This window comes from Candidatus Brachybacter algidus (genome assembly GCF_016707225.1).
GTDB classification, from domain to species: Bacteria; Bacteroidota; Bacteroidia; order Chitinophagales; family Saprospiraceae; genus Parvibacillus; species Parvibacillus algidus.
This window is the reverse complement of sequence record NZ_JADJID010000002.1, coordinates 648,420-671,193: the sequence shown is the minus strand read 5'-3', so window position 1 is coordinate 671,193 and position 22,774 is coordinate 648,420. Positions and strand designations below refer to the sequence as shown.

At 38.8% G+C, this 22,774-nt stretch carries 19 protein-coding genes; 15 read left to right on the top strand and 4 right to left on the bottom strand.

The features are described from left to right. Positions 1 to 61 precede the first annotated feature (61 nt). Positions 62 to 3,208, top strand: coding sequence for a choice-of-anchor V domain-containing protein (locus tag IPI15_RS08695; RefSeq protein ID WP_287419906.1), 3,147 nt, complete (start codon positions 62 to 64; stop codon positions 3,206 to 3,208). Between the two features lie 84 nt (positions 3,209 to 3,292). On the opposite strand, the gene IPI15_RS08690 is transcribed toward IPI15_RS08695, so the two are convergent. After that, positions 3,293 to 3,967 (bottom strand): lipoprotein signal peptidase, encoded by a 675-nt coding sequence (locus tag IPI15_RS08690; protein ID WP_287401787.1) that lies wholly within the window; start codon positions 3,965 to 3,967, stop codon positions 3,293 to 3,295. A gap of 215 nt (positions 3,968 to 4,182) precedes the next feature. Between IPI15_RS08690 and IPI15_RS08685 the strand changes: the two genes are divergently transcribed. The 12 genes from IPI15_RS08685 (at position 4,183) to eno (ending at position 18,841) form a co-directional block, all read left to right on the top strand. Then, positions 4,183 to 5,598 carry a TonB-dependent receptor gene (locus IPI15_RS08685; RefSeq protein WP_287401786.1) on the top strand — a complete coding sequence of 472 codons (1,416 nt, stop codon included), beginning with the start codon at positions 4,183 to 4,185 and terminating at the stop codon, positions 5,596 to 5,598. A gap of 21 nt (positions 5,599 to 5,619) precedes the next feature. Next, the gene (locus IPI15_RS08680) at positions 5,620 to 6,213 is read left to right on the top strand and encodes a hypothetical protein (RefSeq protein WP_287419905.1); all 594 of its coding nucleotides are present in this window, start codon (positions 5,620 to 5,622) and stop codon (positions 6,211 to 6,213) included. Between the two features lie 114 nt (positions 6,214 to 6,327). Beyond that, entirely contained in the window at positions 6,328 to 7,008 is a 681-nt protein-coding gene (locus tag IPI15_RS08675; protein ID WP_287401784.1) for a M15 family metallopeptidase, read from the top strand. A 345-nt stretch (positions 7,009 to 7,353) separates the two neighbouring features. Further along, positions 7,354 to 9,765 carry an endopeptidase La gene (lon, locus tag IPI15_RS08670; RefSeq protein WP_287401783.1) on the top strand — a complete coding sequence of 804 codons (2,412 nt, stop codon included), beginning with the start codon at positions 7,354 to 7,356 and terminating at the stop codon, positions 9,763 to 9,765. Between the two features lie 205 nt (positions 9,766 to 9,970). Continuing rightward, positions 9,971 to 11,095 carry an ATP-binding protein gene (locus IPI15_RS08665; RefSeq protein ID WP_287419903.1) on the top strand — a complete coding sequence of 375 codons (1,125 nt, stop codon included), beginning with the start codon at positions 9,971 to 9,973 and terminating at the stop codon, positions 11,093 to 11,095. A gap of 42 nt (positions 11,096 to 11,137) precedes the next feature. Then, complete coding sequence (locus tag IPI15_RS08660) at positions 11,138 to 12,163, top strand: agmatine deiminase family protein (protein ID WP_287419902.1); 1,026 nt, start codon at positions 11,138 to 11,140, stop codon at positions 12,161 to 12,163. Between the two features lie 122 nt (positions 12,164 to 12,285). Continuing rightward, positions 12,286 to 13,170, top strand: a complete 885-nt coding sequence (locus tag IPI15_RS08655; protein WP_287419901.1) for a carbon-nitrogen hydrolase — start codon at positions 12,286 to 12,288, stop codon at positions 13,168 to 13,170. A 72-nt stretch (positions 13,171 to 13,242) separates the two neighbouring features. After that, positions 13,243 to 13,722 carry a transposase gene (locus tag IPI15_RS08650; RefSeq protein WP_287419899.1) on the top strand — a complete coding sequence of 160 codons (480 nt, stop codon included), beginning with the start codon at positions 13,243 to 13,245 and terminating at the stop codon, positions 13,720 to 13,722. Positions 13,723 to 13,925: 203 nt separating this feature from the next. After that, a complete protein-coding gene (locus IPI15_RS08645; protein WP_287401778.1) occupies positions 13,926 to 15,536 on the top strand; it encodes an ABC-F family ATP-binding cassette domain-containing protein in 1,611 nt (536 codons plus the stop codon). A 161-nt stretch (positions 15,537 to 15,697) separates the two neighbouring features. Continuing rightward, positions 15,698 to 16,255, top strand: a complete 558-nt coding sequence (locus IPI15_RS08640) for a hypothetical protein (protein ID WP_287401777.1) — start codon at positions 15,698 to 15,700, stop codon at positions 16,253 to 16,255. Positions 16,256 to 16,343: 88 nt separating this feature from the next. Further along, positions 16,344 to 17,480 (top strand): glutamine-hydrolyzing carbamoyl-phosphate synthase small subunit, encoded by a 1,137-nt coding sequence (gene carA / locus IPI15_RS08635; protein ID WP_287419897.1) that lies wholly within the window; start codon positions 16,344 to 16,346, stop codon positions 17,478 to 17,480. 71 nt (positions 17,481 to 17,551) lie between these two features. Further along, positions 17,552 to 18,841, top strand: a complete 1,290-nt coding sequence (eno, locus tag IPI15_RS08630; RefSeq protein WP_287401775.1) for a phosphopyruvate hydratase — start codon at positions 17,552 to 17,554, stop codon at positions 18,839 to 18,841. 410 nt (positions 18,842 to 19,251) lie between these two features. Here eno and IPI15_RS08625 read toward each other — a convergent pair whose 3' ends face one another. The 3 genes from IPI15_RS08625 to IPI15_RS08615 form a co-directional block, all read right to left on the bottom strand. Beyond that, positions 19,252 to 19,854: a hypothetical protein gene (locus tag IPI15_RS08625; RefSeq protein ID WP_287419896.1), complete on the bottom strand. Its 603-nt coding sequence runs from the start codon at positions 19,852 to 19,854 to the stop codon at positions 19,252 to 19,254. A 598-nt stretch (positions 19,855 to 20,452) separates the two neighbouring features. After that, positions 20,453 to 20,869, bottom strand: coding sequence for a DUF6157 family protein (locus IPI15_RS08620; RefSeq protein ID WP_287401773.1), 417 nt, complete (start codon positions 20,867 to 20,869; stop codon positions 20,453 to 20,455). Position 20,870: 1 nt separating this feature from the next. Then, entirely contained in the window at positions 20,871 to 21,326 is a 456-nt protein-coding gene (locus IPI15_RS08615) for a hypothetical protein (RefSeq protein WP_287401772.1), read from the bottom strand. Between the two features lie 193 nt (positions 21,327 to 21,519). Between IPI15_RS08615 and IPI15_RS08610 the strand changes: the two genes are divergently transcribed. Beyond that, a complete protein-coding gene (locus IPI15_RS08610) occupies positions 21,520 to 21,825 on the top strand; it encodes a helix-turn-helix domain-containing protein (RefSeq protein ID WP_287401771.1) in 306 nt (101 codons plus the stop codon). Beyond that, positions 21,825 to 22,757 (top strand): 5'-nucleotidase, encoded by a 933-nt coding sequence (locus IPI15_RS08605; protein ID WP_287401770.1) that lies wholly within the window; start codon positions 21,825 to 21,827, stop codon positions 22,755 to 22,757. Before IPI15_RS08610 ends, IPI15_RS08605 begins: the two co-directional genes overlap by 1 nt. The last annotated feature ends 17 nt before the right edge of the window (positions 22,758 to 22,774 follow it).

The following is a 22,774-nucleotide window of genomic DNA, read 5'->3' as shown; positions in this document are numbered from 1 at the left end:
TCTTTTTGAATTGAATAATTTTAGGATCAAAATAGTTTTTTATCTTTTCTAATTTAATAATATGATTTTTAATTTTCAGAATAAGAAAATACAAGGAATAATTTCCATACTCATAGCAGCGATTGTCTTTATGTCATACTCTGACAATCCACCGAATGGCAAAACAGGAGCTCCTGGTGATGGGCTGTGTACTGATTGTCACAACAGTGATAATCCGGGCAATTTTGACGGAGGAATAGAAATCACAGGGTTTCCGGCTTCAATTACTCCCAATACTGTTTACCCTTTGATTGTCAAAGTTTCAAACCCAAATGGGTTTGCAAGTAAAGCAGGATTTCAATTTACAATCCTCAATGCTTCTAATCAGAAGTTTGGTACATTCATTTTGCCCTCTGCATCTTGCACTATTTCGATGCAAAATAATAGGGATTATGTGGAACACAATCCGGCACAACTTTTTAATGGCATGGATGAAGCTATCTGGACGGTTAATTGGATTTCACCTGCTACAGGATCAGCTCAAACAATAAAAATTTATGCCGCTGCTAATATAGCAAACAACAATGACAATGACGATGGAGACTGGATCACTACTGCACAATTTTCAGGTATTTTCGCTCCACTTCCTGATCCTTTGACAGTTACTGTGGCCGGAACTAATGTTAACTGTTTTGGAAATACTTCAGGATCAGCTACAGCTATTCCGGCTGGTGGTATTGCACCTTATAGTTATTCCTGGTCCAATGGTGGCAACACAGCTACTATTTCAAACCTTGCTGCGGGTTTATATACTGTAACTGTTACAGATGGCACTCCTTCCACTACAGTCGGTTCATATACGGTTACACAACCTTCAAGTGCTTTATCAGTTGATGTCACTGCACCCGGAACTGTAATAGATTGCAATAATCTTTCAATCGCCTTAAGTGGTGTGGCTTCTGGCGGCACCTCTTCCTACACTTATCTATGGTCTAATGGCTCAATCACACAAGATATAACAGTTTTCGATCCTGGATCTTATACATTAACCGTCACTGACAACAAAGGCTGTCAAACAAGCGACGCTATTACAATCACTGAAGTTGATCCTCCGATTGTTACGCTTAATGCTGTTCCACAGCAATGTGAATTTGACCCGCCTGTCACATTAGTTGGAAGTCCAGTTGGCGGTTTTTATTCAGGTCCGGGAGTCACAGGAAATACCTTTAACCCTTCAGTAGCGGGACCAGGTCAACATGTGGTTACCTATATTTATACATCAATGGGCTGCACTGTATCAGATGACATCAACATAACAGTCATCAATGTAGCTGATGTAACAATCAACAACATAGGCACTATCTGTATAAATGAAGGTCCGTTTACTTTAAGTGCTAATATTGGTGGTGGTTTTTGGTCTGGAGATGGAGTCATTGGAAATCAAATATTTCCTGAGCAGGCAGGCCTTGGCAATCATATTGTGACCTATACAGTGAGTGTAAACGGATGTACCACTGAAGCCAGTAGTAACTATAATGTAGTGGATGCTGCAGTGGTAGAGGCAACAATAGTCCCGGACCTATGTACGACAGATCCTGTAGTGGCACTCCAAGGTTTACCGGCAGGTGGCACTTGGACAGGAACAGGAGTTAGCAACAATTCATTTAATCCCGGTACATCGGGTGCAGGTACATTCACATTGACTTATTCTTTCACGAACAATGCGGGATGTATTTCTTCAACTACGATTACAGTCAATGTAAGTCCATGTGGATGCACTAATCCAGCCTCTGCCAATGCAGGTACTGATCAATCTGTGTGTAACTTCAATTCTGTTATGTTGGCAGGCGGTGCTAACAGCACACCAATGTGGTCAACTTCAGGAGATGGGACATTTGCCAATCCAAATAATGTGGTTACTCAGTATAACTGGGGCACAAATGATAAAATAGCCAAAACCGTCACTTTGACACTTACTGCGGGTGACCCTGATGGAAATGGGCCCTGTACTGCATTTTCAGATCAAATGGTCGTAACGAATAACTCTTTTGAGGTAGTTATTAATGAACTTGATGCACAATGTACCGATGGAGATGCGATAGATTTGAGTGCGACGCCTGCCGGAGGAACGTGGACCGGTCAGGGTGTATTAGGAAGTCAGTTTAATCCTTCTACTCTTCCAATTGGGTTCTATGTCGTCCATTATAGTACAACAAACTTATCAGGTTGTACTGATGAAGATTCAATAGTGATCCAGGTGAAGAACTGCGCTTGTGCCCTTGATGCACACTTAGTTGCTTCCAATCAGGGCTGCCAAGGAGATTCAACAGGCACACTTACAGTAGCTTTCGATGTCGCAGGGACTGAACCATATTCTTATGAATGGTCTGATGGAAGTAATGAGGATTCTTTAGACAGTCTTTCGGTAGGAACATATACAGTGACTGTCACAGATGCTAATAATTGTTCTGTCGTAATTCAAGGTTCTATAGTAAATGAAGTGGTTACTGTTCATTTATCATACATTCGGGCTAATTGTGATGAAGTAATTTGTATTGATAGCCTTACAGGAGCAGCACCATATGTATTCCTTTGGTCGACAGGTGGGACCAATGCATGTATCGATGTCTCAGAGGCTCCGGTGGGAGTATACAGCGTTATGGTGACAAACTCAAATGGTTGCTCAGGCATGGGAAGTATTCCTTATACACCAATACCGGAGTTAAGTATTGAAGTGGATTCGATCACTGTCAAGACAGATCTGAATGATGGAGTTATAAACATAACTGCGACTGGAGGAATAGCACCTTATACTTTCAATTGGGAGAAAAACGGTTTATTCTTTTCCACTGAAGAGGACTTGGACAGCCTTAGTTTGGGCAGCTATACACTTACTGTAACGGATAGCGGTGGATGTGCATCTGAATTCGGACCTTACTTGATTTCAACGACTGTAGCCACACACAAAGTGGATGCGCTGGCGAATAGTGTCAAGATATTCCCAATCCCTACAGACAGATATTTTTATCTGGAATCAAAAAAAGACATTAAGTTGACTTCAATGATCGTAGCTGTCTCAATGAATGGCGAGCAGACTTCACTGAATGCAGATATTTCCGGAAATAATAAATTCAGAGTTGATACCGATGGCTTGAATGCCGGTGTGTATATGATCAGGATTAGTAGTAATGATGCCATTGCATACAAAAAGCTGGTTATCGTGAAATAAAATTATTCGATTATATTAGAAAAGGGCATCGATCTTAATTGGTCAATGCCCTTTTTTTATTTATTTGAAGTCGATTAAATTGATTTATTCCTGGTTCTCTGTTTTAGTTTCTGCAGTATTCAAAGTGTCCTCTGATTGTGTCTTTGGTTCTTCCTTGAAGAATTTATTATAAAAAACTAACAGAATACCCACACCGGTGCTTATGGACGCATCAGCAATGTTAAATACAGGTTTAAAAAATTCGAATCGCTGTCCGCCCCAGAACGGGAACCAGCTTGGAAAGTGCGTATCGATGATTGGGAAATATAACATATCCACGACTTTACCATGCAACAGACCCGCATAACCTCCACCAGGAGGAAACATCTGAGCTAAGCCACCGTGGTAAAAAGATTCTGAAAAAATCAATCCATAGAAAGTACTATCGATGATATTGCCAACTGCTCCGGCGAATATTAAACCAAAAGAGACCAAAAGGCCAAAATGAGCATTATTTTTTATAAGTCTTTGGATGTAGATCCAAAGAAATACCACTGCCACTATCCTGAAGAGGCTCAATGCAAGCTTTCCATATTCACCGCCAAGAGAAAGACCGAATGCCATGCCATTGTTCTCAACAAAGTTGAAATATGCCCAGTTCGCGCCGAAGAGCGGCATATCCTCCCCGTATTGAAAGTTGGTTTTTATATATATTTTTAGAACCTGATCGATCAGAAGTACGCCCAATACAAGCAGAATTATTTTGACTGTTTTACTCACGTTGAATATTAATTAGGATGCAAAAATATAAATTCGATCGACATAAGCGGTGTATTTAATTATAGGTTGAGTTTCCATTGCAGCAAAAGTATAGCGGATAAAACTATTCCAATTCCCTTTTAGACTAAAATATGCAATTAAAGGTCTGAATTCTCGACATTTAAATGATTGCAACTTATCAAGCGTTATATTTGCGCCATCTACAACCACTATTCATGCAACACGAATTTTTAGAAGCCGAGCAAAAGGCTTTGGAGATCAATCTCGACAACAGTCTTTACGGTACTTTTGCGGAAATAGGTGCCGGACAGGAAGTCGCACGGTACTTTTTTCAAGCAGGAGCAGCAGCAGGCACCATCGCTAAGACCATGTCCGCTTACGACAAGACATATTCTGATGAGATCTATGGTACAGAGCCAAGCGGCCGTTATGTCTGCGAGTCCCGGCTATACAAAATGTTGGATCATGAATTTTCACTTTTAGTGGCCAGATTGGGTAAAACACGCTTAAACACGAATTTTTTTGCATTTGCCGATACCGTTTCTGCTACAAATTATGCCAAAACCATTCCTGGTGATGGTTGGTTGGGTGTACGTTTCCAAAAGAGTCCTGATAGTCCACCTAACGATTTAGTCATCCATGTAAAAATGCTTGACAATGACAACAGATTGCAGCAGCAGGCAGTCGGTATCCTTGGTGTAAACCTGCTGTACGCATGTTTTTTTCTTTCAGATGACATGGACGTTATGCTCCAATCGTTGAATGACGGTCTTCACAATAGGGTGATGATCGACATGATCCGGCTCAATGGGCCTTCTTTCAAAGATGTTGATAATAGGGCATTAAGTTTCAAACTGGTAAAACTTGGGCTTTCAGACGTGGCTATGTTTGACGCTAATGGCACCAATATTCACCCATCAGAATTTTTATACAAAAAAAATGTGTTATTAGTTCGCGGTGCTTTCAGACCTATCACATACGCAAGTTATGACATTATCAGGTCCAGCCATGAGCAATTTTTGGAGGACGAAGGTTTAAAAGATGATGAAGTCAAATTAATGACAGAGATCACACTCGATATCCTTGGTGAAAAAGGTGAACCGGATGAAAATGACTTTCTGGAACGCGCGACAGCATTGAATCATGTGGGAATGATTGTATGTATTACCAACTGTGGCAACCAACAGAAACTGATCCAATACATGGAGGAATTTAAAGTTCCAAAGATTGGCTTGGCGCTTACAGCAGGATACATGGCGCGATATATTGATGAGACAATTGAGAAATTTAGAGGTGGAAAATTACTCGAAGGACTGAGCGGCATGTTTCCCGGCAATGTAAGATTATATGTGTATCCTTCGAGATTTCCGGGATCCAAAGAATTGATGAACGCTCGTGGTATTAAGATCGATCCGGACATGAAGTATCTATACGAGCATTTACTTGCTACCAAGCAGATCGTTGATATAGCCCATTATACAGAAGCGGATCTCAAGATCAGTGCCAGAAAAGTATTGAAAATGATACAAAATGATGATCATAGATGGGAAAAGTATGTTCCTGAAAAAATTATATCTTTGATTAAAGAAAAATCGTTTTTCGGATATAAAGCCGGCGTAAATCAAGTTTAACTAATTAAAAATTTACTTTAAATGAAGGATATAAAATTCCCTATCTACCTATTAATTTTTGGTTTTTTATTATCATTCGTTTCATGCGACAAAGATGATCCAATTAATCCCGGAACAGATGGAAAGGATACCATCTTTTCTATGACATATAAGGTTAATGGAACTTCAGTGACATCCACCAAATCTTTGGCTAATCCATTAATTACTCAACTATATCCATCTATCGACTCATTGCCTGTGGCGACCTTTGCTGGCGACTCTTTGATGATGGGAGCAGGGGCTTTGTTTGCTAATTATCAATCAACATTATTGATGGCTATCAAAACTACCAATAAGTCAAATATGGTAGGATCTTACAATTTTGCATCAGACATTTTAAACCTTAAAGCCGGCGAAGCACTTGGTATTTTTGATGGAAAAAACGGTGATATATTAACTTATGGTTTCGGTATTGCCAGTCTGGAATATGCTGCCGGTTCAAAAGTTGCAATCACGAAACACAGCAACAATAGAATCTCAGGAACTTTTAATTTTAAAATTGTCAATAAAGCAGACCAATCAGTATTCTATGATGTCACGGAAGGGAAGTTTGAGAATTTTAAGATTACAAATTAATTTTTGTCAAATACAATGTAAATTTGGATACAATTGAGTTATTTCATCAGGTTACTACTTTCCATTTGCATTGTCACGCATTGTTCTTGCCAAAATGAATTGCCAGCCACCTATATGTCAATAGAATCAGTAAGCCGCAAAGATTTTTTAAGAGGTAGGTTTGACCCACTGGATGACCCAAATTTTGTCATTATTGAGCAAAAATATGCAGACAAAGACAGCATGCTGATGCAGTCAGAGGCGTACGAGGCTTTTCTAAAAATGGCTGCTGCTGGAGAAGATGATGGACATTCTTTTTGTATTCTCTCTGCAACCAGGAATTTTGCCTATCAGAAATATCTTTGGGAGAATAAATGGTACGGCATCTTTCCTATAAATGGGACCATCGACGCCTGCACTACTTATCCAAATGAACTGACCCGAGCGAAAAAGATCCTTGAATTTTCTGCAATGCCCGGAACATCCCGTCATCATTGGGGTACCGACATCGACATCAACGGATTGGACAATGATTATTTCGATAAAGAAGGTAAGGAATGGTATGAATGGATGACCGAAAATGCTTCCAAATTTGGCTATTATCAACCATACACCGCTTATTCAAAGGACAGACCAGCAGGGTACAAAGAGGAAAAATGGCATTGGACCTACCTCCCGCTTTCCCTCCAATATACACATGAAGCTGCTGCCATCATTAACGACCAACTCATTGATGGTTTCGCCGGATCAGAACAAAGCGACAAACTCGACATCGTCAAGAATTATATTTTGGGCATACATCCGGGATGTAAATAACGTTCTACTGTCAAAATGGCGCTTTTAAGATTAAGGTGAAAAATGAAAAATATCTTTCCCTTGAAATACAGGTTTATTTGATAACTTTTATTTTATTATGAGCTTTGCTTAACTTATTTGTTATTGTGAGATTTGCTTTGAACAATATCTATGACCTCAATTGTTTACTTGATTACTGATTACTGATTACTGATTACTGATTACTGATTACTGATTACTTTTCGTCCTTCATTAATGTCCCCTGTCTTTTTGACGCCTATTCCTGAATGGCATATCATTTGCAATTAGATTTGAACACTTACATTTAGAAGAATAAAATGCCTTAAGGCAATAAAAATATAGCATATGTTTGAATATTTTAACCACGCATCAGGCGTCGCAGACGAAACGGATAATAATCCATTCATCCAGATAGACATGCGTGACATCGATAAGAAATTTGATTACCCGGAGCAATTACCGATTCTTGCAATCAAGAATACGGTGCTTTTTCCAGGTATCGTCATTCCGATTACTGTCAATAGGGATAAGTCCATCAAAGCGGTAGAAGATGCATATGCCAACGGTAAAATGATTGGTGTCCTCACTCAGAAGAATCAGGATATGGAAAATCCAAAACCTGAAGATATATACAATATAGGTGTGATAGCACAGATTCACAAGATGCTTAGGATGCCTGATGGATCTGTCACGATAATCATTCAAGGGAGGTCAAGATTTATGGTCGAGCAATTCGATCAAACTGAACCATATCTCAAAAGTAGATTTGTACTGCTGGAGTATATAACTGCAGAAAACAATCTTGAATTCGACGCACAGATCAGTTCGATCAGAGATCTTGCAAAAGAAATCGTAGAACTTTCACCTAACATACCATCAGATGCGACAGTAATGCTTCGAAATATCGAAAGCAATACTTTTCTGATGAATTTCATTGCATCTAATCTTTCTGCTTCTGTAGAAGAGAAGCAAAAAATGCTTGAAACAGCCTACTTGCCTGACTTCGCTAATATGTTGCTGGGTAAGATGGACGAAGAATTTAACTTACTGCGCTTAAAAGGACAAATTGAATCCAAAGTCAGAACAGACCTTGAAAAGCAACAAAGAGATTATTTCCTATCACAACAATTAAAAACAATTCAGGAGGAACTTGGCCAGAATGGTTCTGAGGAAGAATACAAGGCCATTGAGAAGAAAGCCGCTTCTAAGAAATGGTCAAAGGAAACAAAGACCGTATTTGATAAGGAATTTGCAAAACTGAGACGCATGAATCCTCAGATGTCTGAATATGGTGTACAGATCAACTATGTGGAAACTTTTCTTGACCTTCCTTGGGGAGAATACACTAAGGATAATTTTGACTTGAAAAAAGTAAAAAAGGTCCTTGACACAGATCATTTTGGATTGGAAAAAGTGAAAGAAAGAATTCTTGAACACTTGTCCGTATTAAAATTGAAAGGGGACATGAAGGCGCCGATAATTTGTTTGGTAGGTCCTCCGGGAGTTGGTAAAACATCTTTGGGCAAATCTATTGCCAATGCATTGAAGAGAAAATTCGTCAGAATGTCTCTTGGTGGATTACATGATGAGGCAGAGATCCGTGGACATAGGAAAACTTACATTGGCGCCATGCCTGGAAGAATCATCCAAGGCATGCGCAAGGCTCAGTCTTCCAATCCGGTATTTATCCTGGATGAGATAGACAAAATAGGTAAAGATTTCAGAGGCGATCCATCGTCAGCCTTACTCGAAGTATTGGATCCGGAACAGAACAATTCATTCAATGATAATTTCCTTGAGGTAGAATATGACCTTTCAAAAGTTCTATTCATCGCAACTGCCAACTCTTTAAATACCATTCAGCCAGCCTTATTGGATAGAATGGAGATCATAGACCTAAGCGGATATAGCGTTGAAGAAAAGATAAATATTGCTTCTAAACACCTGATTCCTGAAATCATGGTTAATCACGGATTGAAGCCAAAATCATTGACTTTCAATGACAAAACGCTAAAGACCTTGATCAGTGAATATACACGTGAGTCAGGTGTAAGATCATTATCGCACAAGATCAGCAGTGTAATGCGAAATTATGCTTTTAAGGTAGCTATGGAAGAGCCGTTTGATAAAAGTGTTTCTCCTGAAGATATCCGTAGAATACTTGGAGCTCAGCGGTTTAGTAATGATATTTATACAGAACTGCAGCCGGCCGGAGTCGCTATCGGATTGGCATGGACATCTGTTGGTGGTGAAATTCTATTTATAGAATCAAGTCTTAGCAAAGGAAAAGGCAAACTAATTCTGACAGGTAATCTTGGTGAGGTCATGAAAGAATCTGCTAATACTGCTCTAAGTTATGTCAAAGCGCATGCTGAGCAGATAGGTATCAAGGATAGCGATTTTGATACAAATGATATCCATATTCACGTACCTGAAGGTGCCATACCAAAAGATGGTCCTTCTGCAGGTGTTACAATGCTTTCTGCGATCTGCAGTGCTTTCGCTAAAAAACCAATTCGTCCATTTTTGGCCATGACAGGAGAGATCACCTTGAGAGGTAAGGTATTGCCGGTAGGTGGTATTAAGGAAAAAGTGCTTGCTGCCAAAAGAGCAGGTTTGAAAGAAATAATGATGTGTAAGGACAATGAAAAAAATGTCATGGAGATCCCTGCACAATATGTTGATGGTATCAAGTTTATTTATGCGGAGCGTATGTCGGATGTGCTGGAATATGCTTTGGGTATAGATATGTTGTAATCAGAAGCTAGACACTAGATACTAGATTAGAGAATGCCTTGAAAGATAAAATTTTTCAAGGCATTTTTGTTTAAGAGAGGGAAACTTTATAGATTAAATTAAAAATCGAAAAATAAGTATTAATTTTTCTGTCAAATCCGAAAATAAGTATTAATTTTACGGTTCGATCCGAAAAATAACATGTTTACCGGATAAATAACTAAATATGATAAAAAGGACTCTTCAATATACTATTTCAGAAAAGTTAAAAGACAGAAAAGTCATTATTATTTTAGGTCCACGACAAGTTGGCAAAAGTACATTACTAAAACTCATGCAAAAAGAGTTAAACAGCCCTGTAGCGCATTGGAATGGTGATGAGGCCGATATAAGAGCGATGCTAAAAGACCCAACTTCTACTCTTTTAAAAAATATCATTGGGTCTAACAAAACGATTATAATTGATAAAGCCCAAAGAATTGAAAATATAGGATTATGCATAAAACTCATCTATGATAACATGGAAAATGTAAAAGTAATAGCAACAGGATCCTCTGCTTTTGAGCTATCTAATAAGATAAATGAACCTTTGACAGGAAGAAAGTGGGAATACAACCTTTATCCTATTTCTTTTGCAGAAATGGTCGGAGAGACAAGTTTATTAGAAGAAAAAAGGCTATTAAGTCAGCGGCTTATTTATGGTTACTATCCCGAAATCGTCAATAACCCGGGACAGGAAGAAGAACTATTAAGGGAATTATCAGACAGTTATTTATTCAAAGATCTATTGACATGGGAGAGAATTCAAAAACCTGATAAATTAGAAAAGCTTGTTCAAGCCCTGGCATTACAAATCGGTCAATTAGTAAGCTACCATGAATTAGGGCAATTATGTGGATTGAATAGTGAGACTGTTGAAAGGTATATTGATTTACTGGAAAAATCTTTTATAGTATTTCGTTTGACGGCCTTCAGCAGAAATCTTAGGAACGAATTGAAAAAAAGTAATAAAATTTATTTTTATGATAATGGTATGCGCAATGCTGTAATCAATCAATTTAATTCAATTGAACTAAGAAACGACAATGGACAATTGTGGGAAAATTGGTTTGTTAGCGAACGAAGGAAATATCTGAATAATACAAAACAGAAAAAAAACCTGTATTTCTGGAGAACTTTGGCTCAACAGGAAATTGACCTAATAGAAGTAGGAAACAATAAAATTACTGCTTTTGAATGTAAGTGGAATCAAAAAGCTAAAGGCTTAATTTCAAAATCATTTACAAACGCATACCCGGAGGCCGAAACGCATTTTATTCATCCCGGTAATTATGATAATTTCCTCATTTAATATTTATATATACCTTTATACCTCCAATCATATTAATATTCAATGAACAGAGTTTTTCCGGCAGAATGGGCGCCTCAAAGTGCGATCTCTTTTACCTTCCCGCACAAGGATAGTGATTGGGCTGATGATTTGGACAAAGTCATTCCGACCTTCGTGGAGATCATTAGCATTGTGACTATTTACGAAAAAGCATTGGTGGTGTGTCAAAATGTAGAAGAAGTCGGCCCTTTACTTAAAAATGCCAACCAAAAAAACCTGATCCTGATAGAATTACCTTCCAACGACACATGGGCAAGAGATCACAGCGCTATCACAGTGCTTGATGATGGCCAACCATTATTGCTGGATTTTATGTTCAATGGCTGGGGACTTAAATTTCCGGCAGACAAAGACAATCTGATCACAAAACGTTTAAAAGAGCAAGGTATTTTTGGGTCCATTCCTGTTCAATCACTTGGTCTCAATTTAGAAGGTGGTGCCTTAGAAAGTGATGGAGCTGGCACCTTATTGACAACTACTGAATGTTTACTCAGTCCAAACCGCAATCCTCAATTTACAAAAAACGTCCTTGAGACCTATTTAAAATTAATATTGGGTATTGATAGGATCCTATGGCTAGACTATGGATATCTGGAAGGGGATGACACGGATTCTCACATAGATACACTCGCCAGATTTTGTTCACCCGATACGATCGCATATGTTCAATGTGATGATGTTGAAGACGTACATTATGATTCTTTAAAAAGGATGGAAGATCAGTTATTGAGTTTTACTCAGGAAGATGGCAGTCCGTATAATTTAGTACCGCTTCCGATGGCGCCTGCCAGATATCATCATGAGGACGGACACAGACTTCCTGCTACCTATGCCAATTTTTTGATCATAAATGACGCAGTGTTACTACCGATATATGGTGATGAAGAAAAGGATAAAAAAGCTATTGCAGCGATGAAAGTCTGCTTTCCGGATAGAGAAATTCATGCCATCGATTGTAATTCGATTATTTTGCAACATGGTTCGCTGCACTGTATTACCATGCAATTCCCAGAGGGGATTATCGAATAATAATTAATTTGCAACTGTATGTTAGATAGAATAAGGATCAAATTTTCCACATATCCCCCTTTTGAGGGGGCCAAGGGGGAGTCTTTGACCAATTCACAATTATATAGTCTAAAAAAACTATCATGTCAATACTCAAAGTAGGCCTCGTCCAACAATCATGCGACCGCAACCGTGATAACAACATCGCCAAAAGCATCGCCGGCATTCGCGTATGTGCTGCCAATGGCGCTCAACTGGTCGTCCTTCAGGAATTACACACCGGAATTTATTTCTGTCAGGCAGAAGAAACCGATATGTTTGATCTGGCTGAAACCATTCCCGGACCATCTACTGAAGCTTTTTCTGCTATCGCAAAAGAATGCAATGTGGTGCTCGTGACTTCCCTTTTCGAAAGACGTGCTGCCGGCATTTACCACAATACAGCCGTCGTTTTCGAATCTAACGGGTCTATGGTTGGCAAATATCGAAAGATGCACATCCCTGATGACCCCGCTTATTATGAGAAATTTTATTTCACACCGGGAGATATCGGTTTCGAACCATTGCAAACAAGCGTCGGCAAACTTGGCGTCCTCGTTTGCTGGGACCAATGGTACCCTGAAGCGGCTCGCCTCATGGCACTTGCCGGAGCGGAAGTATTGATCTATCCCACTGCCATTGGCTGGGAAAGTACAGATACTCAAGAAGAGAAAAATCGACAGCACGATGCCTGGCAGATCGTTCAACGAGGACATGCTGTGGCAAACGGACTTCCTATCATCACTGTCAATCGTGTCGGCCTTGAACCTGACTGGACAGACGTGACAAATGGTATTCAATTCTGGGGACAGAGTTTTGTTGCCGGACCACAAGGTGAATTATTACATCTCGGAAGTGATGAAAAGGAAGAAAATACGGTTGTCGAAATTGATCTGTCGCGCAGTGAGAATGTCCGAAGGATATGGCCATTTCTGCGAGATCGAAGGATTGATGCTTATGGGGATTTGTTGAAGAGATATCGGGACTGAGAAAAAATTTCTCTTTATTGTAAGATTTAAAGAAAATTAATTTAAATTTGTATTCAATCAAATCTACCCAAGATGAGAACCAACCCACATTTACCTTACCGTAAAGATTTACGTTTAAAAGGAAATGATTATTCCCGAGAGGGAGCATATTTTATTACAATTTGTTGCCAAGAAATGCGACATCGTTTTGGTAAAGTTATAAATGGTGTAATGCAATTCAATGAATGCGGCCAAATAGCGCATGATGAATGGGCGGAATTAAAAGCCCGTTATCCCCATTGTGATTTCGATGTTTTCCAAATCATGCCCAATCATTTGCATGGCATCGTGGTGGTGGGGGCGCAAACCGTTCCGGTTCGCGCAGGGACAACCGCAAGGGTTGTCCGTGCGGCAAGCATTTCGGATATGATGAGTGCATATAAATCAATCGTGGCGTGTCGATGTTTGGAAATATATAAATCAAAAAATCAGCAGATGGGAAAGCTTTGGTTGAGAAGTTATGATGATGAAATTATCAGAGATGAAAGGGCATATCCAAGCATTTCAAATTAGATCATCAATAATCCGAAGAAATGGAGCGAAAAATAGATTTTAGAAAATATTATAGTTGATCAGTATTGGAGTTAACCTGTATCAGAGTTAGGAGTATTCTAGCCCCAAATTCTATCCCCACTCTAATACTCTAATACTATCCACTCCAATACTTTAATACTCTTTTTTTCGTACCTTTGCGCCAAATTTAACCTTCTTACTGAATGATAACAGTCCAAAACCTCGCACTCCAATACGGAAAGAGGATCCTATTTGAAGATGTCAATGTCAAGTTTACTCAAGGCAACTGCTACGGAGTCATTGGTGCCAACGGTGCCGGTAAATCTACCTTCCTAAAAATTCTTTCCAACGAAATACAGGCCAATCGCGGCACCGTTCATATCGAACCAGGAAAAAGGATGGCAGTTCTTCGCCAGAATCATCAGGAATTTGACAATTATTCTGTCCTCGACACAGTCATCATGGGTCATAAGAAGATGTATGACATCATGATCGAGAAGAACAATATCTACATGGATCCGGATGCGACCGAAGCGGAAAGCTTAAAAGCTGCTGACCTGGAAGCAGAATTCGGTGAAATGGGCGGATGGACCGCAGAAAGTGATGCCGGAGAATTATTGAGCAATCTTGGTATTCCAACAGTCCTACACCACAAATATATGTCCGAACTGAGAGGTCCGGATAAGATCAAGATCTTACTTGCACAGGCACTATTCGGTGATCCGGATATTTTATTATTGGATGAGCCTACCAATGACCTGGATGCTTTGACGATAACTTGGTTGTCTGACTTCCTTGCAGATTTTAAAAATATAGTTATTGTAGTTTCTCACGACAGGTATTTCCTGGATATGGTGTGTACACACGTTGTGGACATTGACTACAGCGCCATCAACATCTTCTCCGGTAACTATACTTTCTGGTATGAAACCAGCCAGATCATGAAGCGTCAGACAGATGTAAACAATAAAAAAGTTGAAAATAAACGTCAGGAGCTAATGGATTTCATCGCGCGATTCAGCGCCAATGCATCCAAGTCCAAACAAGCTACCAGTCGTAAAAAGGCACTAGAAAAACTCAATTTAGACGAGATAAAGCCTTCCACGCGTAAATATCCATTTATCGCATTTCTTCCTGACAGACTGCCTGGTGACATCATCCTTAAAGTTGACAATCTGAGCAAGAAAGATAAAAATGGCGTTATGCTTTTTGAAAAGGTCAACTTCCAATTGAATGAAGGAGAAAAAGTCGGTATTATCTGTGATCGGGCAGCTGCTATGACAGCCTTTTTCGATGTAATTTCCGGTAAGGAAGAGCCAGATTCAGGGACGATCGCCTGGGGTCAGACCATCCAGTATGCCTACCTCCCGAATGATAATTCAGAATTTTTCACAGGAGTGCATGATATGAGTTTGATAGATTGGTTAAGACAATTTTCAGAAGAAAAAGACGAACAGTTTATCCGTGGATTCTTAGGTAGAATGTTGTTCTCAGGAGAAGAAGTGTTCAAGAAAACGAGTGTATTAAGTGGAGGAGAAAAAGTACGTTGCATGCTTTCACGCATGATGCTTTCACATCCAAACTTATTGCTATTGGATGATCCTACCAATCACCTGGATCTTGAATCTATCATCACATTGAACGATGCGATGAAGAATTTTAAGGGAAATATCATCTTCAACAGTCATGATCATCAATTGATGGAGACGGTGTCTAACAGAATTATAGAGATCTTGCCAAGTGGGATTAAAGAGAGTCTTGCAAGTTTTGAAGATTATTTAGCGATGAAGAAAAATCAATTCCAGACTGCATAGACGATCTAATCCAATATCAATTGCAGTTAGTGTTTGATTTCTGTTTTCATTATGTATATCTTCATTTCTGGTGATTTCATTGTAGTTAATTATTTTGGTCAATTTACCCAATCTTGTTGGTTTTTATCCTTTAAATTATTAGCTTAGCTGAAAATTCGGCTATGAAATTCCTTTTCCTTCTTTTAACTATCACTATATTTATTTCTTGTTCGGACGAAAAAAATTCTAGCAAGGAAGCTAAAGATAAAAGTTATTGGTCATCGCAAACTGATTCCATTATGCATGTGATCGATAATGAAACTGCTTATTTCTATGCCAGTAACTATGAAGGATGGAAGAATTGTTGGTTGCATGACACCATAAGTAGTCAGACCTGGAATAATGATGATGGGAGTTTCAGTTCTGCACAGGGCTGGAATGCGATCGATCGACAAGGAAAAAGTTGGATCGAAAAATATTATAAAAGTGGCGAGACAGTTATTCATCCCAGTTTTTTTCGCAAAGAAATACATACAAGATTTTTATCTGACACTGCGGCATACCTTACCTGGGTGCAGTACAATGAATATTCCGATAAGCCAGTCTATGGTGTAAGTCGTGAAAGCCGGCTAATGATTTATCATGATAGTTCATGGAAGATAACCAATGTTAGTGCTTTCTGGGATAGTAAAAATAGAATACCCAAGGATAGTGCCTTAATTATTAAGGACCGTATTTAAAGAAGGGTCACTCAATTTATTTCAAAACATTTGAGATCTTTTATCGCATATCTGATTATATGCTTACTTTTGCGTTCAAATTTTTCCAATGATACCATACGAACAGAATCCAAAGGCCATCTTATTGCTAGCGGACGGAAGAAAATTTGAAGGATATGCCATCGGCAAAGCCGGCATTACGACCGGAGAGATCTGCTTCAACACAGGAATGACCGGTTATCAGGAGATCTTTACAGATCCTTCTTATGCCGGACAAATCATCACCATGACCAATGCGCACATAGGCAACTACGGTGCAGCATCCAACGAAAATCAATCGAGAAAAGTCCAGATCAATGGGCTTATTGTCAAAAATTTCTCTGAGTTCTTTTCCAGAAAGTTGGCGACTAATTCTCTTCAGGATTTTCTGGAGGAAAACGGAGTTGTAGGTATCTCCAACATCGATACCAGAGCACTTGTAAGACATATCAGAAGCAAAGGTGCTATGAATTGCATTATTTCTTCCACTGAGATGGATGAGCACAAACTAAAAGGGTTGTTGCAGCAAGTGCCTTCCATGGACGGCTGCGAACTGGCAAGTGCCGTTTCTACTCCTGAATCATATTACGCAGGAGATCCGAATGCACCTTTCAAAGTGGCTGTGATGGATTACGGATGCAAACAAAACATTCTTGATTCATTGGCTGCCCGAGGTTGCTATATGAAGGTCTTTCCTGCCAGATCTGAATTCGAAGCGGTCCAAGCCTGGAATCCTGACGGCTATTTTCTATCCAATGGCCCGGGCGATCCTGCTTCTATGGATTATGCCATCGAAACTTCAAAAAAAATAATGGCTTCCGGCAAAGCTGTATTTGGTATCTGTCTGGGGCATCAATTATTGGCTTTGGCAGAAGGTATGCAGACAGAAAAATTAAAATACGGTCATAGAGGTATCAATCATCCGGTATTGAATGTGAATACTGGCCTTGGTGAGATCACCAGCCAGAATCATGGATTCGGCGTTGTCAGGTCATCAATCGAGTCATTTGAGTCGGAAGTTCAGGCGTCACACATCAATCTTAATGACCATAGTGTAGAAGGATTGAAATGGTTAAATAAACCTGTATTCTCAGTGCAATATCATCCGGAGTCTAGTCCCGGGCCATTTGATAGCCGTTATTTATTCGATGAATTCGTACAATTGATCGCTAGCCTTTCAAATAAAGAAGCAGCGGTTAGTGTTTAATTAACAATAAGTATTCGGAAAGTCTGATAATTTTTCATACTTTCACTTTATAATTTAATAAAAATAGCAAAATGAGTGCAATAGTTGATATCAGATCAAGAGAAATCCTGGATTCACGTGGAAACCCGACCATAGAAGTTGAAGTATTAACGGAAGAAGGTGCTGTAGGTCGCGCTGCGGTGCCATCCGGGGCATCTACCGGCAAACATGAGGCTGTAGAACTTAGAGATAACGATAAAAAGAGATATCTTGGCAAAGGCGTTATCAATGCTTGCAAACATGTTGATGATGAACTCCGAGAGGAAGTAGTAGGCATGGACGTTTCTCAACAAAGAGAGATAGACCAGGTGATGAGAGATGCCGATGGTACCAAAAATAAAGCAAATTTCGGAGCAAATGCCATCTTGGGTGTTTCTCTTGCTGTAGCAAAAGCTGCTGCTATGGAATCCGGTCAACCACTTTATCGTTATATCGGAGGTATCAATGCATGCACACTTCCTGTACCAATGATGAATATTTTGAATGGTGGAAGCCACGCTGACAATAGCATTGACTTTCAGGAATTTATGATCATGCCTATCGGAGCGCCATATTTCTCTGAATCATTGAGAATGGGTGTTGAGATATTTCACAATTTAAAAATCGTTCTTAAGGATAAAGGATATTCCACGAATGTAGGTGATGAAGGTGGATTTGCACCCAACATCAAATCAAATGAAGAAGCCATAGAAATGGTATTAACAGCGATAGAGAAAGCAGGTTATACTCCTGGCGAGGATGTGATGATCGCATTGGATGCTGCTGCAACGGAATTCTACGATGAAAAAAATAAAGTATACCACTTCAAAAAATCTGATGGAAAGAAACTTTCCGGTGATGAAATGGTAGATTATTGGAAAAAATGGGTTAAAAAATACCCGATTTGTTCAATAGAAGATGGCCTTGCAGAGGATGACTGGAAGTCATGGACAAAACTCACTGCTGATGTTGGTAAAAAAGTACAAATCGTAGGAGATGACCTTTTTGTCACCAATACAGAAAGGTTAAGCAGAGGTATCAAAGAACAAGCAGCCAATGCTATTCTTGTCAAAGTGAATCAAATCGGTACGCTTACAGAAACAATTGAAGCAGTTCAAATGGCTACAAAAGCAGGTTTTAATTCTGTAATGAGTCACCGTTCAGGCGAGACAGAAGATACAACGATCGCTGACCTGGCTGTCGCATTGAATACCGGTCAAATCAAAACAGGTTCTGCATCTCGTTCTGACCGGATCGCTAAATACAATCAATTACTTCGCATCGAGGAGGAATTGTTGGAGAGTGGCATCTTCCCGGGAAGAGATTTGTTTAAGAGGAGGTAAATTCCTCATTTGAGGAATTGAAAATTGAAAATTGAAAATGGCGCACAGATTGGGCGGGGATTTTTGATTTTGAATTTAGGGAGAGTGATATGGCTGATGTAAAAAGGCCAATAGCTGATGGCTGATGGCCCTGCTCAACAAGCGAGCGCAGTTAAATTTATTAAATATATTACATCCTTCGCGTTCAATAGCCCATGATTTTAATCAAGGGCAATATTTGAAATGGTGAAATGGCTGATGGCCAATAGCTGATGGTCCTGCCCTGCAAGCAAGTGCAATTAAATTCTTAAAGAAATGCTAATAGAAAATATTTTATAATTAGCCTATAGCTCGATCAATTGAACCATAAATTTAAATCCAATAATTACTCAACCATCCCGCGCGACTTTGATTTTAATCAGGTCGAAATTTTAATCAGCATGAGCATTAAGATCAACATCACCCAATTTGATCGCCTTAAACTCAATAACTTTTGGATCCGAAGTATTTACTTGAATGAAGTGATTCACCTGATTCCAATTTAAAGTATTGATAGGAAAGTCAGCATCAACAAAAGACCATGAGCGGTTATTGACAAATATGTCATTTTTGCCCAGTATAAGACTTCTGATCATAATAATGTCCAATATTGAGAGCTTTAGATCATGATTTACATCACCTGCCAATAATTTATTTGGTTCATCTAGCTGCGTTTTTCCTATTATATGATTTTGCATTCTAATGATATCACCCACATTGACACCATTCAGACAGTCAGTTCCTTGCTTCAATTCCACCTTGATGTTAGAATCGGACGTGATAATACTAAAATTGCCATTTCCTGTTATGACGGCATCGTTAAGAATACCATTGACATAAATTCTTACGTCATGAGGCACTCCGATATTACCATATCCTGACACATGACCTTTAACTGTAAATAAGGTTGGATTTTGAGCGCTAATTAATTGGAAAGAATAAATAAAAATAAATAAAAAGAGAAAGCTTGTTTTTAATTGTTGAGTATTTTTCATGTTCATTGAATTTGTATGATGATTAAAATTGTTGCTAAATAAAATCATCCCTGCCATCCTCTTTGACAAACTTTCTGGCCTCATAATCACTTAGGGTAATGCAATATACTCATTATATGGTAATTAGGTAGGAAAAATAATCGTCTGAATCATTGATTTGAAGTTAGAAGTTAGAAACTGGAGCGTAGTGGAAGTCCCGAGCTAGAATATCACGACTAAAAGGAGTAGATAATCTTATTCGGGATTAGAATGGCCTTCTAAGATACGATATTGCGAATTCACTAATTAGCTTTAGGCTGTAAGCTTTAGGCCGGTAATCGACTTTATTTTTTACAGCACAATAATCGCCGGATATCCATATCAAGAAGTTCCGTCTGCTCTTTCATCCAAAATTCAACATTCAACATCCAACATCAACAAAATCGCCTGCCTCCTAATCCGTGAAATTCAGCCAGCTCTTATTACCGATTACCCATTACCTATGTTGTCTGAATCACGGATTTAAAAGGATTGCTCGGATGACACTGATTTTCTTACGTTACTTAAAGATCAGTGAAATCATTTAATCAGTGACAATCAGTGGTTCAGACAACCACCCCTATCCCCTCTTCGACCGCATTGCCTTCACATGACCTAGCGTGTCATCTTTTACAAACTGTTCATATGCATCTGTCTCCATGCCGATCAATGCTAATTTGCCATCAATATTGCAATGCACTCCCCATCCGTAGGATTTGGTCAATGGGCTGGCGCGCATGCAGGGTTGGCCTTTGGAGAAGAATTTTTCCCTTTCACTTACGAGTTCACTATTGGCTATATCATTTTTCACAGCAAATGTATTGAAAATGACATCGTCCGATGTGAAAGTATAAGGTTGTGAACGGATCATGTCAAATTGGATATTGGCCACAGTTTGTTTGTCGCCTTTGATAGGTGGCACTAAACTCTCACTTTTAGTATAGTCGGGTGCAACTTCTATAAATGTATTGTAATAATTAGTCGTGTGTTTTGTCATCTCAGATCAGATTAAACTGTTTGAAATGGTGGGTAAAATGTTTGTTGTGAAATATGGTCCATTCCCTCTGATCTAAAAGTCCAAGGGTGGGATGCATTATTACTGCGTCATTGTTTTCGTTATGGTAATTGGAATAATTTTTAAGTTCTTTAAACAAGGCAGCTTTAGCAGCATCCAAACTTTCAAAACGATACGCCAATGGTTCTTCGCCAATTAATGGTGCTTTAAAATTCTTTGGAAACTCATTATCACTATCTATAAGATAAGCTTTTAAGGAAGCAGCTTTTTCCTCAGGAAATAATAAGGGTATTGATTTTCTTCCATTTGAAAAAAGAACGATTGATGAAATATGTTCAATCATATTTTGGGCAGACATCTTACCCCAGACAGCCGGAGTGTCATCTTGGAGTTTATTAAGCACAGATGTAAGGGCGTCCAGATCATTAATTTCAACCATCAAATAAAGTGTTTAAGAATTAAATAGTTAATTTAAATACATTGAATTGGTGGGTTTTCTTCAAATGTAAAAAATAGCAGAAACTTTTGAGGAAAAATAAAATAATATTTGTATATTTGACAATCTTTGTCAAGACAATATAATACATGTATAAATATAGAATATCTAAAAATTCTACAAATAGCAATAGAAAATGAATAAAACAATAGGTGCTATATTGCGTGAATTGAGAGAAATCAAAGGGTTATTACTTAGGGAAGTTGGAGCACAACTGTCCATAGATCCAGCACTTTTGAGTAAAATTGAGCAGGACAAGCGAATGCCAACAAAAGACCAGGTGCGATCTCTTGCTAACTTTTATGAGGATCAAAAAAATGAAATATTAATAGCTTGGCTCTCTGATAAGCTTTACTATCAGGTGCTAGACGAAGATCTTGCTCTACAGGCGATGCAGGTCGCAGAAGAAAAAATTAGATATAATAAAAAGAGCAATAAATAATGGCAATAGAGTTTACCGATATATTGGTGGTGGGTGTTTCCAGTCGAGCACTATTCAACCTTGAAAAAGAAAATGAGATTTTTAATACTGAAGGAATTTCAGGCTTTAGAAAATATCAATTGGAGCATGAAGAAGATCCATTGGAGCCGGGCACAGCATTTCACCTTGTTCAGAGTTTGCTTCATTTAAGCAAAAATGCGAATAAAAGAATTGTTGAAGTGATCGTAATGTCACGCAATAGTCCTGAAACAGGTGTAAGGATAATGAACTCCGTAGAAAAGTATAGTTTAGATATCACCAGAATGGCATTCAGTGGCGGTGAGTCCTTGGCACCTTATATAGATGCGTTCGATATTGATCTATTTCTAAGCAAAGATATGAACGATGTTCAAAGCGTCATTGATTCAAAAAAATGTGCTGCAGCATATATCTATGAACCACCAACTGAATTTAAACCAACAGACAATATGGTTAAAATTGCCTTTGATGCAGATGCAGTTTTGTTTTCTGATGACTCAGAGCACAGGTACAAAACTGAGGGAATTGAAGCATTTCATAAATACGAACAAGAACATCAGGACGTGCCATTAGGTGAAGGACCTTTCGCAAAGTTGCTTATAAAACTTTCTAAGATTCAGGAAGAATTGCCCACAACAATCGAACTATCTCCTTTACGAATCGCCATCGTCACTGCCCGGAATGCCCCTTCCCACATGAGAGTCATAAAGACACTTCGCAAATGGGGTGTTTATGTGGATGAAGCATATTTTTTAGGAGGGCTTTCCAAAGATGCTGTCTTAAAGGCGTTTGGAGCTCACATATTTTTCGATGATCAAGAGGTTCATTTGACTGATTCATCCAAAGTAGTTCCTTCAGGAAAGGTCCCTTATGCATCAGATTCTCCACTTTTAAAATTAAATGAACATAAATAAATCACTAATTAAAATTA